The organism is Natrinema soli (assembly GCF_028618695.1).
The window spans coordinates 1-11,506 of sequence record NZ_JAQIVI010000315.1 but is presented as its reverse complement, the minus strand read 5'-3'; the positions used below and the strand labels follow the sequence as shown (position 1 = coordinate 11,506).

Below are 11,506 nucleotides of genomic sequence, written 5' to 3'. Positions count from 1 at the left end.
GGGTCGGCGCAGTCGCTGACCGACAGCGGCTCGCCGTTGCGGGACGCACCCTCGGGGCCGACGCGGTAGGTGTCAGAGAGGGCGGGACAGTCGAACGCGGCGCCGACCGGTTCACCGTCCACGACGGCCGCGACGGCGGTCCCGAACGCTCGAATCCCGTCGACGTAGTTGTTCGTCCCGTCGTTGGGGTCGACGATCCAGGCCGGTCCGGTCTCGGGGACCTCCTTCAGCGCGTCTTCCTCCTCGCCGACGATCGGATCGTCCGGGTACGCCTCGCGGATGGTCCCGATGACGGTCTCCTGTGCGTCGCGGTCGACCTGCGTCACGACGTCCGTCTTGCCGTTTTTCTCCTCGACGGCGAGATCAGTTCGAAACGAGTCGGCCGCGACGGCGGCCCCCTCGCCCGCTGCTCGAGCCGCGACGGCCGCGCGATCGGGGTCCGGTTCGGGTTCGGTCATGGCCCATCCTCGTCGTTCGGGGGTGAAAAGTGATCGTACTGTACGCCTCGAGCCGCCGTCGTCGGGCCCCTCGAGCGGTACCGGCTTTCGACGGCCACGCTCGATGAGCCAGTCGCTGTAGCGGTTGCTCGGTCAGGGTATGTCGGCGTCAGAAGTTTGCGAGGGCAAGACGCTCCGTCTTGCCGCGCACTGTGGTGAGTGCGAGGGGAGGGGATCGAACCCACGAACTCCTACGAGAGCGGATCTTGAGTCCGCCGCCGTTGACCGCTTGGCTACCCTCGCACGCATCTCTGTCTCAGACCGTCGCAGGGGTTAAATCGTCCGATTCCCGTCCGGTTTCGCATCGGATCCCCACCGATACCGAAACGCGTCGAACCGGGTCTGCAACGCCGAAACGGATCTGCAAAACGGTACTGGAAGCGAGGCTGCGCATCAACTCGCTCGAGGACCGACGAGAATTCTCCAACCGAGGTCGTCCCGTCAGTTCAGGCCATCTGCTCCTCGAGGGCCTCCTCGGTGTACCGCCGACCGCAGTTCAGACACTGGTATCCGCCCTCGATGTGCGCGTAGAGGCGCTCCCCACAGTGCTGACAGCGGCCGTAGGGCTGGACCATCTAGTTCGGTATGGGGTACGTATCGGGATAAATACGGTGCTTACTAACGCTATGAGGCGCGTAATCGACGGAATTACCCGTCTCTCGGCCCTCGACAGTGATATGGACGACCACACCCGCGACCCCACCGTCGAGCCGCCGGCCGGGAACCCGACGGGCTGGGATCCGTCCGCGGGTCGCTGGGAGCACGCGACGCTGCGCCGGGCGACCGACAGCGGCGTTCGGCTGTTCAACGACAGCGCGTACCACGAGTCCCACGACTGTTTCGAGGCCGAATGGTACAACTACGGGGCCGGCACCACGGAGAGCAAGTTCTGCCACGGAATGGTCCAGGTGGCTGCGGGGGCCTACAAACACGTCGATTTCGAGAACGACGACGGCATGCGGAGCCTCTTCGAGACCGCGCTGCAGTACCTCCACGGTGTCCCGAACGACTACTACGGAGTCGATGTGCTCGCAGTCCGGACCGCGCTCACGAACGCCCTCGAGGAACCGGCCTCTATTGACGGCTGGCGAATACGGCTGGACGACGAGCGACCGGCCGCTCGAGCCGTCGAGTACGAGTACGCCGACTCGCTGGAGGAGTGAGACGGTTCGCTCGAGGAGTGAGGCGATTCGAAGCGTGTCGCGGTCGTGCTCGAGTCCGTTCGAACGAAGAGCCGAACGCGGTCCGCGATCGGTCGACGCTGTGAAAGACCGAATTGCCTTTGCCCTTTCAGCCGAACTAACTAGTAATGAGAGTTGCACAGCTGGGGTCGGGAACGCCGGAAATCGCAGTCGTGGCGGGCGTCCACGGGGACGAACCCTGTGGCGTCCGAGCGATCGAACGCCTCCTCGACGACCGCCCGACCGTCGAACGGCCCGTCAAACTCATCGTCGCCAACGAAGCAGCGCTCGAGCGACAGGTGCGGTTCGTCGACGAGGATCTCAACCGCGCGTTCCCCGGCAGTCCGGACGCGAAGACGCACGAGGGACGGCTCGCGCACGAACTCGTCGATGAACTCGACGGCTGTCTGACCTTCTCGATGCACTCCACGCAGAGCCACGCCGACCCCTTCGCGATCGTTAACGGGGTCAACGAGACGGCCAAAGATATCGTCCCGCAACTGCCAGTCGCGGCGATGGTCGAGACGAGTAACTTCGCGGAGGGACGACTCTTCTCCTCGATCGACACCATCGAAGTCGAGTGCGGACTACAGGGATCGGAGACGGCCGCCGAGAACGCCGACCGACTGACGCGATCGTTCCTCACCGCAGTGGGCGCGTTGCCCGGCGACACCGTCCGCCGCGACCTGCCGGTCTACCGGCTCACCGACGTCATCCGCAAGGATCAGGCCGACACCTACGAAGTGTTCGTCGAGAACTTCACGGAGGTCGAGGCCGGCGCGCCGTTCGCCGCCGCCGACGGCGAGAAGCAGGTCGCCGACGAGTCGTTCTATCCGGTCCTCATGTCGTCGAACGGCTACCGGGACGTCTTCGGCTACAGCGCCGAGAAAGTGGACGTGCTCGAGACGCCCGCGGCGGCGGACTGAGCCAGCACTCGCGATACACCTTCTGCCCGCCACCGTTTCTGCCCTGCCCCGTGCCTGCCCTGCTCCGTGCCTACGCTGCCCCGTACCTGCCTTGCTCCGTTCGTTCACGCAACAGGCCGCAGTTCCGACATCGAGAGTGCCGAGGACGCAAGGCATATCCCCCTCACTGCCGTACAGGCGAGTATGGAATTCCCACCGAATCAAGGTCTCGATCAGGAGGAGGTCAACGAGCAGGTCGCCGAGGCGCTCGAGGAGAACGAGGTCGTACTCTTCATGAAGGGAACCGAACTGATGCCCCAGTGTGGCTACTCCCGCAAGGCGCTCGGGCTGATCGACCAGCACCGCGACGAGTTCGAGACCGTCGACGTTCTCGAGTCGCTCGACGAGTTCCGGGGGGCGCTGTCCGAACGTAGCGACTGGGAGACCATCCCGCAGACGTTCGTCGACGGCGAATTCGTCGGCGGCTCCGACATCCTCGAGGAACTCGAGGAGCGTAATGAGCTCGCTGAGACGCTCAACGGCGCGTAACGGACGAATACGTCAATTCGTTTATCATGGTTGATATTTCACACATTTAATAGCAGGTCATATAAGTCACGCCCACGTATGAACAGACCACGACTATCGCCGTACACACCTCCCCACAATGTCAACAGAGGAATCCAGACACGTATATCGGCTGCACTCGACACTCGAACTGCCCCTCGAAGACCTTCGCGAGCACATCGACGAGGCGAAGTACCCTGACGGGATCAACGACGTCGAAATCACGCGACGGAACAATACGCTGATTCTCAAGGCCGTCGCCGAGGACCAGTCCGTCAGCAAGTACACGCCGACGGCACAGCTCAAGGCCAGCGTCACGGAAAATCGGGTCTACGAGGAAGATCCCGACGAGCGGCGACAGAAGTCCTTCAGCTGGGACGAGGAAGAGGAAGAAGAGATCGAATCCGAACTCGTCGAGTTCGCCGCCTTCAAGGGCGACCGAGAGACCGTCCTCCAGAACTCGCTGTTGCAATACGAGATGTTCCTCGTTCTCTGTGAGATCGCCGAAGCGGCCGAGAAGGGCACCCTGACGGCGATCTCGGATCGCGACGGCGACCTCGAGGCGACCCGGATCGTCGACGGCGAACCCCGGCCGGCCGACATCGAAGTCGTCGAAGGCCCCCGCGACCACGGCTCGGGCGAGGGCGGCGTCAACTGGCGGGACAACAAGTTCATCACGGACTGAGACGGTCCGTATGAACGAAACGGGAACCGATCGCTCGCCCCGACTCATCGACGAATAGCGGCGCGGTCACCGACGCCTCGGCAACGCGATCCTGAATCTCCGAGTGCGAACAGCGTTCATCTCGACCGGAGAGGTCTATATCCCCCTCGAGGCTGTACGAACCCCACCATGGAACCCCTCACCAGCCGACGGCGGTTCCTGACGGGTGCGACCGTCGGCGCGACGGCTGGGCTCGCCGGCTTCGCGAGACGGTCTCGAGCCGGCGAGCCTGCGGCAGCGAACGCACTGGACGCGATCGATCGAGTACCGAACGCAGTCGGCCTCGAGACGCTGGTCGACGGACTGAGGATGCCGCTGGCGCTCGAGTTCGCCCCCGGTTCTGACCGGCGATACGTCGCCGATCGCGGTGGCCGCATTTACGTTCACGAATCGGACGGACTCCGTGAGGAGCCGTTGCTCGATCTCCGCGAGACGATCGTTACCGGCGGCGAACGAGGGTTACTGGGTATGACACTACAGCCGAATTTCGCCGAGAACCGCCGGCTGTTCGTCCACTTCAGCGCATCGCGTCAGTCCGGAACGCCGGCGGATTTCGACCACACGGGGATCCTCGCGTCGTTCCGGGCGACCGACGACGGCAGGAGGGTTCGCCGAGACACCGGACGCGTCGTCCTCGAGATCCCCCAACCGGCGGACTTCCACAACGGCGGCGATCTCGCGTTCGGACCGGACGGGTTCCTCTATGTCAGCATCGGCACGGGCGGCGGCGGTGGCGGCGGCGGTCAAGACGTCACGACGGATTTCCTGGGAAGCATTCTGCGACTCGACGTCGACGATCGGACGGCCGATCGAGCGTACGCCGTCCCCGACGACAACCCGCTGGTCGGCCGGGCCGGCTTCGACGAGTACTACGCGTGGGGCTTTCGGAACCCCTGGCGGCTGTCGTTCGACGACGGCGACTGCTTCGTCGCGGACGTCGGCGAGAACGACTACGAGGAAGTGAACCGCCTCGAGAAGGGCGGGAACTACGGCTGGAACGTCAGAGAGGGGACCCACTGCTACCGGGAGGAGACCTGTCCGGACCGCGCCGCCGAACGCGACGGCGGCGGCGAGCCGTTCCACGATCCGATCATCGAGTATCCGCACCCGCCGACGGAATCGGCGGTCAGCGGCGTGTCGGTCATCGGTGGCTACGTCTACCGCGGTTCGACACTTCCAGAACTGGAGGGCGCGTACGTCTTCGGCGACTTCCTTCCCGAGGGGCGGCTGTTCGCCGCCACTCGACCCGACGACGGTGACGAACTGTGGTCGTCCACCGTCCTCGAGATCGACGGCGGGACGACCCTCGAGCGGCTGCTCTCCTTCGGTCGCGACGACGAGGGAGAGGTGTACGCGCTCGGCATGGGTACCGGCGGGGGCGGAGTCTTCCGCGTCGTCCCCATCGCGTGAGTGCGCCTCGCACGATCCACGGACACCGCAGCCGGACGTCGGTGACGCGAAGCCCGACAGACGAGGAGGAGTCCGCCCGCTGTGGCCATCTGACCGGCGATAGACGTTTATAGTCCCGATGGCGAACGACGAGTATGGACGGTCCGGGCCCGTACACGCTCCTCGGTCGCCTCGCCGTGGCGGCCTTCGTGATGATCGCCCCGACGCTCTGCTTTCTGGGACTGGTCCGGGGACTCGAACGACTGCGGGACGACGATCTGATCAACGAGTGGGCGCGGACGCGAGGACGCGACGACGCTCACGACATCACGGAGCACGACGACGTACTCGCCGCGTTAGCGAACGAGATTGGCGTCGAGGCTGACGGCTCGTCGACGGGTCGATGTCCCGCGTGTGGAACGCCGAACCGAGCGGGCATGGTGTACTGCCACGGCTGTCACCACCGGTTCGAGTCGTCCTGACGGCCGGTTCGGTGCGGCCCCGTTCGCTCGTCACTCGAGTCGGTCTTCCCACTCCGCGGCGGTCATCGACTCGCCGGTGACGCCGTCCGGTCCCTGCGCGGCCAGCAACGCAGCGGCGTCGTCCATCACGTCGGGTTGCAGGATCTCCTGGCGTTCGTCGTCGGGGAGATGTTCCCAGATCCGCGTGTTCACCCGGCCGCCGGGATCGATCGCGTTGACGTTGATTCCGTCGTCCTCGACCTCAAGCGCGACTCCCCGCGTGAACCCCTCGAGGCCCCACTTCGACGTGATGTACGCCGCGGCGTCCGGAATCGCGTAGCGGCCGAGGCCGGAAGAGACGTTGCAAACGTTCCCCGACTCTTGCCCGCTCTCGAGCATCGCCTCGAGGACGCGTTTCGTGAACAGGTAGACTCCTTTCACGTTGACGTCCATAATCCGGTCCCACTCGTCTTCGCTCGTCTCGACCAGCGACCGGCGATCCTCGCCGAAACTGAGCCCGGAGAGTCCGGCGTTGTTGATCAGCGTCTCGATTCCGCCGAAGCGCTCGAGCGTCGATTCGACGACGCGGTCGACGGCATCGGCGTCGCGAACGTCCGCGGTCGCGATCAGCGTCTCGCCGTCCGCCGCGTCGGCCACGGCCTCGAGGTCGTCCTCGCTGCGAGCCACGAGGACGACGTTCGCACCGAGTTCCGAGAGGTGCAGCGCCATCGAGTGTCCGAGTCCCTTGCTCGCGCCGGTCACGATGATCGTCTCGTCGGTGAGAGTCGTCATACGGTGAGAGTCGATAGCCACGAAGTAATACGTTCGCCAGTGGCCAGCACGACGATTCCGTGACGAGACGTCCCTCGCCGTTGCGAGAGCGAAAATTGCCGGAACCTCCGACACCGCGTCTCGTTTCGCCACTCGACTCGAGTTCTTGGCTGGATACGGAGGATACAGTGTGCGAGATTTCGCGTCGACGTATCGCTGACGACCGAACCGCGAGGACCCGCGCGGTCCGGGATGCCGACAGAGCTTTCCGCCGACCCAAAGGATTTACATCTCCTAATTATATCTAATTACGAGATGGCCGAGAACTTCCCCGACTACGTAAACGTCGATTATTCCGACGGCGAAGGCGAAGATCCCGAGGAGTATCCCCACATTCAGGACAAAATCGAGAAAGCGATCGAGGTCACCCGCGAGGGCCTAGAAGAGTACGAGAACCCGGCGGTCATGTGGACCGGCGGCAAAGACTCGACGCTCACCCTTTACTTCATCAAGGAGGTCGCCGACCGGTTCGACCTCGAGGTGCCCCAAGCGGTCTTCATCGACCACTACCAGCACTTTGACGAGATCCACGATTTCGTCGACCACTGGGCCGACGAATGGGACCTCGATGTGATCTACGCGCGCAACGAGGACGTCGGCGAGTACGTCGACGAACACGGTCTCGAGCCCGGCGACGACATCGACATTTCCGAGCTCTCCGAACACAACCAACACCACGTCGAGGACATCCTCGAGTACGAGGAGGACACGTTCCCGTTCCTGCTCGACACCTACGTCGGCAACCACCTGCTGAAGACGGTTGCGCTCAACGACGCGCTCGAGGAGCACGACATCGACGGCGTCATCTCCGGCGTCCGCTGGGACGAACAGGAGGCCCGCGCCGACGAGACGTTCTTCTCGCCGCGCCACGATCCGGACATCTACCCGCCCCACGACCGCATCCAGCCCATCCTGCAGTTCGACGAGGCCGCCGTGTGGCAGGCGTTCTGGAACTTCGTGGTCCCGGACACGGTCGAGAACTTCCCCGAGGAAGGCTACGTTCCCGAAAGCGACACCGACCTCCCCGAGGGCGTCGAACAGGACGACATTCCGATCTCGCCGAAGTACTTCGCCGGCTTCCGGTCGCTGGGCAGCGAAGTCAGCACGGAGAAGGCCAACGAGGATCCCGCCTGGCTGCAGGACCTCGAGGGGACCACCGAGCGCGCGGGCCGCGCCCAGGACAAAGAGGACCTGATGGAGCGCCTGCGCGACCTCGGGTACATGTGAGCACGGCGTCCCAGTCGCGGCTTCGACCGATTCGTTCGACGGGCTGACGAAACGAGGCCCGCCGAACCGTGCGATACGCGTTCGCAACCGCGTTCGAACGCCTTTATTTCCGACTCGATCGAACGAGGTAGTATGACCCTCTACCGAACGCGGGCCGGGCTCCGCCACCGGATCAGGGACGTGCTGAACTTCTACTATCCCGACTGTCTGGACACGGCCGTCGGCGGCTACGTCGCACAGCTCGACGAGCGCGACGGACGCGTTTACGACGCTCGCACGAAACACCTCGTTGCGACCGCGCGCGGCGTCCACAACTTCAGTCTGGGTGTCCTCGCCGACGGTCCTCACTGGTGCGAACACGCCGCCGAACACGGGCTCCGGTTCCTCTCGACCGTCCACTGGGACGACGGGCGAAGGGGCTACGACTGGCTCCTCGAGGGACGGACGCCGACCGACCGGACGCGGTACTGTTACGGACACGCGTTCGTCCTGCTGGCCGCTTCCCGGGCGCTACAGGCTGGGATTCCGGGCGCTCGAGCCGAACTCGATCGCGCGTTCGGGGTGCTCGAGGAGCGCTTCTGGGAACCCGACCGCGAACTGTACGCCGACCGCGCGTCGCCGGACTGGGAGCTCACGTCCTACCGCGGCCAGAACGCGAACATGCACGCCTGCGAGGCGATGCTCGCCGCCTACGAGGCGACCGACGAGTCCCGGTTCCTCGAGCGAGCGTACACGGTCGCCGACCGGTTCACCAGAGACGTCACAGCAGCGACCGACGGCCTCCTCTGGGAGCACTACACCGACGAGTGGGAGCCGGACCTGTCGTACAACGAGGACAGCCCTCGCCACCGGTTCCGACCGCCGGGGTACCAGCCCGGACATCACGCCGAGTGGGCGAAACTACTGGCGCTGCTCGCCGTCCACCGCCCCGAGTCCTGGGTGCTCGAGCGCGCTCGAGGCCTCTTCGAGACCGCCGTCGATCTGGGCTGGGACGACGAGTACGGCGGGCTCTACTACACCGTCGAGGACGACGGGGAACCGGTCGTCCCGGACAAATTCGGCTGGGTCCACGCGGAGGCGATCGGCGCGAGCGGGCTGTTGAGCCTGGTCGACGCTGACGCCGACGGGCGGTCGACGGGATACCTCGAGTGGTACGACCGGCTCTGGGAGTACGCGGGGGAGCACCTGATCAATCCCCGGTACGGCAACTGGTACGAACGGCTCGCGCGCGACCACGGCCGCGACGGCCCGAACCGCGGTCCGGCGGTCGAACCCGGCTACCACCCGTTGACGAACTGCTGGCTCGTCGCGCGGGCCCTCGAGGCGGACGGAAGGGAGGGGCTCGGGGCTCGAGCGGACGACGACTGAGAATCCGGTACGCCGGCCCGAGACGGCGGCGGTCGACGATCAGCGGGTCGACCGGTACTCGCCGTGTTTGAGACCGAGTCCAAACATGATCAGTCCGAACACGAGCATCGACGGTGCGACCATCGTCAACACGGTGTCCATTCCCATCATTGGTGCGGCGATCAGGCCGACGACGCCGATTGCGATGACGGCGATAAACGCGGCAGCGGTCGTGGGAAGGTCGAACTCCATGTGCAGTGATTGGGAACCCGACGACTAATGGTATCGGGAATCGGCAGTCCGTTCACGAAGATTGAACGGTGAATGAAATGCGGCGACCGAACTACTGCGACGGTCGAACCAGATTCGCCAGTGCCACGACGGTCCCGAGGAACCAGCCCAGCGGGAACGAGATTCCGACCCACATCGCGGCGTAGGCCGGCCCCTCGAGCGTGTAATTGTGGCGCAGATAGTCGCTCAGACCGCCGACGAACAGTACGTTGTCGAGCGCCCAAACGGCGAAGTCGTAGCTGGGATCGAGGATATACGGATGCAGCGACGGCGTGACGAGCGCGGCGACGACGGGCGGCAGAAACAGCGCCGTCATCGCGAACGGATACGCGAGGACGACCGTCGTGCCGCGGCCGCCGACCTTCGAGAACGTCGCGGTGAGCGCGGTCGAAACGGTCGCGAGGAAGCTCGCCGCTGCGACCGCGAGGACCGCCTCGAGGGGGATGTCGACCTGTTCCATATACGACATCGCACCCCAGGCGATCGTCAGTAGCCCCCAGCCGAGCAGTGCGACGCCGGTGACGCCGACGATGCCCAGTCTGGTCCTGGTCGAGTCGAGTTTCGCCGCGTAGAAGCGGGTTCCGAGACCGAGCACAGTTAACGGATAGAGGAAGAGCAAGCCGATGATCCCGAGTACGCTCCAGCCGTGATAGCCGATCTTCTGCGGGAGGGACTCGGGTTTCCACTTGCCCATGACGGAGTGACCGCGGCCGCGTTGCCTGGGGAAGACGATCTCCATCCAGGCCCCGTGTAACCGCCGAACGTCGGCCTTGATCGCGCCGGCGAGCCCACCGCCGCCACCGCGTTGTGAGCGGGTAGACATACGCGAGCCAAAAAGCCGGTGTACCGTAAACTTTCCTGATTTTTCTTTCAATATGATATGTCGATGATAGCCCGGCTGAAAGACCACACAGCGGCTATCGACGGTGAACGGAGCGGTTCAAATGAACGCCGCGCGAACCTGTGTCGTCGATCAGTTCCACGGGGCGAAGTCGGGATCGACTTCGCGGTGCGTTTCGTCAATCGCGTCGATCGCGTTGATGTCCTCCTGATCGAGTTCGACGGTCAGCGACTCCCAGTTGTCGCGGATGTGCTCCGCGCCGGTCGCCTTCGGAATCGGGGTGACGCCCTTCTCGCGCGCCCAGGCGAGGCTGACCTGCGCCTCGGTGGCGTCGTGCTTCTCGGCGATGTCCTGAATCTCGGGCTGGTTGAACACGTTCCCGCGTGCCAGTGGCGAGTAGCCGACGACCTCGATATCGTCGTTCTCACAGGCCTGGCGGATCCGCTCCTGGGGGAGCAGCGGGTGGAGTTCGACCTGATTCGCGAAGAGCGGCGCGTCGCAGACGTCCGCGGCCACCTCGAGATCGTCGGGGAGGAAGTTACTGACCCCGACGTTCTCGATCAGCCCCTCGTCGTACAGTTCGGAGAGGGCAGACAGCGTCTCCTCGGGGTCGTACGTCCCCGACGGCCAGTGGACGTAGAGCAGGTCGAGCGAGTCGACGCCCAGCCGGTCGAGGCTGTCTCGAGCCGTCTCGATGACGTCGTCGTATGCGAGGTTCGAGTGCCAGAGCTTGGTCGCGAGGAAGACGTCCTCGCGGTCGACGTTCGCGGCCGCGATACCGTCGCCGACGGCGTCTTCGTTGCCGTAAGCCTGGGCGGTGTCGATATGTCGATAGCCCGTCTCGAGGGCCGTCCGCACGCTCTCGGCGCACTGCTCGGGATCGTCGTTCTGCCAGGTTCCGAGGCCGAGCATCGGCATGCCGCTGGCGGTCGGACACGTACCCGGAGCGATCGCTTCGGCGTCTTCAGTTCCCATGTTCGATCGATGGGGGAGAACGCGAAAATGGGTTTGGGTTGCGGTCAACGGTTCGCAGTGCGACAGCGGATGTGACGGGGTATCAGTGTGCCTCGAGAACGTCGCTCGTGGCTCGTCGTCTCGGCAATCTCTCCCGAGTCACTCGTAGAGATGGTCCCAGGGTCGCTCGCGCTCGAGCGCGGCGCTCGCCGTGAGGACGTCGTCGTCGGAAAACCGCCGGCCGACGAGTTGCAGGCCGACGGGGTGGCCGCGGTCGGTCAGACCGGCGGG

14 protein-coding genes and 1 tRNA gene are annotated in these 11,506 nt (G+C 64.9%); 8 read left to right on the top strand and 7 right to left on the bottom strand.

Features of this window, described 5'->3' with window-relative positions; translation table 11 throughout:
• The 3 genes from PGX04_RS18905 to PGX04_RS18895 all read right to left on the bottom strand — a co-directional run.
• On the bottom strand, window positions 1-458 hold a 458-nt coding region (locus tag PGX04_RS18905; RefSeq protein ID WP_337959479.1), incomplete at its 3' end, for an inositol monophosphatase family protein.
• 199 nt (window positions 459-657) lie between these two features.
• A tRNA-Leu gene (locus tag PGX04_RS18900) sits at window positions 658-740 on the bottom strand.
• Between the two features lie 203 nt (window positions 741-943).
• Window positions 944-1,072 carry a hypothetical protein gene (locus tag PGX04_RS18895; protein WP_273739923.1) on the bottom strand — a complete coding sequence of 43 codons (129 nt, stop codon included), beginning with the start codon at window positions 1,070-1,072 and terminating at the stop codon, window positions 944-946.
• Between the two features lie 102 nt (window positions 1,073-1,174).
• Between PGX04_RS18895 and PGX04_RS18890 the strand changes: the two genes are divergently transcribed.
• The 6 genes from PGX04_RS18890 to PGX04_RS18865 all read left to right on the top strand — a co-directional run bounded on the left by PGX04_RS18890 (window position 1,175) and on the right by PGX04_RS18865 (window position 5,745).
• Window positions 1,175-1,660, top strand: a complete 486-nt coding sequence (locus tag PGX04_RS18890) for a DUF309 domain-containing protein (protein WP_273739922.1) — start codon at window positions 1,175-1,177, stop codon at window positions 1,658-1,660.
• 146 nt (window positions 1,661-1,806) lie between these two features.
• A complete protein-coding gene (locus tag PGX04_RS18885; RefSeq protein WP_273739921.1) occupies window positions 1,807-2,604 on the top strand; it encodes a M14 family metallopeptidase in 798 nt (265 codons plus the stop codon).
• Window positions 2,605-2,787: 183 nt separating this feature from the next.
• Window positions 2,788-3,132 carry a glutaredoxin family protein gene (locus PGX04_RS18880; protein ID WP_273739920.1) on the top strand — a complete coding sequence of 115 codons (345 nt, stop codon included), beginning with the start codon at window positions 2,788-2,790 and terminating at the stop codon, window positions 3,130-3,132.
• Between the two features lie 118 nt (window positions 3,133-3,250).
• Complete coding sequence (locus PGX04_RS18875; protein ID WP_273739919.1) at window positions 3,251-3,835, top strand: DUF7110 family protein; 585 nt, start codon at window positions 3,251-3,253, stop codon at window positions 3,833-3,835.
• A 168-nt stretch (window positions 3,836-4,003) separates the two neighbouring features.
• Window positions 4,004-5,284 carry a PQQ-dependent sugar dehydrogenase gene (locus tag PGX04_RS18870; RefSeq protein ID WP_273739918.1) on the top strand — a complete coding sequence of 427 codons (1,281 nt, stop codon included), beginning with the start codon at window positions 4,004-4,006 and terminating at the stop codon, window positions 5,282-5,284.
• Between the two features lie 134 nt (window positions 5,285-5,418).
• A complete protein-coding gene (locus PGX04_RS18865; RefSeq protein WP_273739917.1) occupies window positions 5,419-5,745 on the top strand; it encodes a zinc ribbon domain-containing protein in 327 nt (108 codons plus the stop codon).
• A 30-nt stretch (window positions 5,746-5,775) separates the two neighbouring features.
• On the opposite strand, the gene PGX04_RS18860 is transcribed toward PGX04_RS18865, so the two are convergent.
• Entirely contained in the window at window positions 5,776-6,516 is a 741-nt protein-coding gene (locus PGX04_RS18860) for an SDR family NAD(P)-dependent oxidoreductase (protein WP_273739916.1), read from the bottom strand.
• A gap of 294 nt (window positions 6,517-6,810) precedes the next feature.
• Here PGX04_RS18860 and PGX04_RS18855 point away from each other — a divergent pair, with 294 nt between their 5' ends.
• Complete coding sequence (locus PGX04_RS18855; protein WP_273739915.1) at window positions 6,811-7,782, top strand: phosphoadenosine phosphosulfate reductase family protein; 972 nt, start codon at window positions 6,811-6,813, stop codon at window positions 7,780-7,782.
• 132 nt (window positions 7,783-7,914) lie between these two features.
• Window positions 7,915-9,150 carry an AGE family epimerase/isomerase gene (locus PGX04_RS18850; RefSeq protein WP_273739914.1) on the top strand — a complete coding sequence of 412 codons (1,236 nt, stop codon included), beginning with the start codon at window positions 7,915-7,917 and terminating at the stop codon, window positions 9,148-9,150.
• A gap of 39 nt (window positions 9,151-9,189) precedes the next feature.
• On the opposite strand, the gene PGX04_RS18845 is transcribed toward PGX04_RS18850, so the two are convergent.
• The 3 genes from PGX04_RS18845 to PGX04_RS18835 form a co-directional block, all read right to left on the bottom strand.
• Window positions 9,190-9,381 carry a DUF7333 family protein gene (locus tag PGX04_RS18845; RefSeq protein ID WP_273739912.1) on the bottom strand — a complete coding sequence of 64 codons (192 nt, stop codon included), beginning with the start codon at window positions 9,379-9,381 and terminating at the stop codon, window positions 9,190-9,192.
• Between the two features lie 91 nt (window positions 9,382-9,472).
• Complete coding sequence (locus tag PGX04_RS18840) at window positions 9,473-10,243, bottom strand: hypothetical protein (protein ID WP_273739911.1); 771 nt, start codon at window positions 10,241-10,243, stop codon at window positions 9,473-9,475.
• Between the two features lie 150 nt (window positions 10,244-10,393).
• Window positions 10,394-11,236 (bottom strand): aldo/keto reductase, encoded by an 843-nt coding sequence (locus PGX04_RS18835; RefSeq protein ID WP_273739910.1) that lies wholly within the window; start codon window positions 11,234-11,236, stop codon window positions 10,394-10,396.
• Window positions 11,237-11,506 lie beyond the last annotated feature (270 nt).

Excerpts from the sequence above, each read along its gene's own strand:
- PGX04_RS18895 (WP_273739923.1), bottom strand. The coding sequence starts at position 1,072 with ATGGTCCAGCCCTACGGCCGCTGTCAGCACTGTGGGGAGCGCCTCTAC.
- PGX04_RS18890 (WP_273739922.1), top strand. The coding sequence starts at position 1,175 with ATGGACGACCACACCCGCGACCCCACCGTCGAGCCGCCGGCCGGGAAC.
- PGX04_RS18885 (WP_273739921.1), top strand. The coding sequence starts at position 1,807 with ATGAGAGTTGCACAGCTGGGGTCGGGAACGCCGGAAATCGCAGTCGTG.
- PGX04_RS18880 (WP_273739920.1), top strand. The coding sequence starts at position 2,788 with ATGGAATTCCCACCGAATCAAGGTCTCGATCAGGAGGAGGTCAACGAG.
- PGX04_RS18875 (WP_273739919.1), top strand. The coding sequence starts at position 3,251 with ATGTCAACAGAGGAATCCAGACACGTATATCGGCTGCACTCGACACTC.
- PGX04_RS18870 (WP_273739918.1), top strand. The coding sequence starts at position 4,004 with ATGGAACCCCTCACCAGCCGACGGCGGTTCCTGACGGGTGCGACCGTC.
- PGX04_RS18865 (WP_273739917.1), top strand. The coding sequence starts at position 5,419 with ATGGACGGTCCGGGCCCGTACACGCTCCTCGGTCGCCTCGCCGTGGCG.
- PGX04_RS18860 (WP_273739916.1), bottom strand. The coding sequence starts at position 6,516 with ATGACGACTCTCACCGACGAGACGATCATCGTGACCGGCGCGAGCAAG.
- PGX04_RS18855 (WP_273739915.1), top strand. The coding sequence starts at position 6,811 with ATGGCCGAGAACTTCCCCGACTACGTAAACGTCGATTATTCCGACGGC.
- PGX04_RS18850 (WP_273739914.1), top strand. The coding sequence starts at position 7,915 with ATGACCCTCTACCGAACGCGGGCCGGGCTCCGCCACCGGATCAGGGAC.
- PGX04_RS18845 (WP_273739912.1), bottom strand. The coding sequence starts at position 9,381 with ATGGAGTTCGACCTTCCCACGACCGCTGCCGCGTTTATCGCCGTCATC.
- PGX04_RS18840 (WP_273739911.1), bottom strand. The coding sequence starts at position 10,243 with ATGTCTACCCGCTCACAACGCGGTGGCGGCGGTGGGCTCGCCGGCGCG.
- PGX04_RS18835 (WP_273739910.1), bottom strand. The coding sequence starts at position 11,236 with ATGGGAACTGAAGACGCCGAAGCGATCGCTCCGGGTACGTGTCCGACC.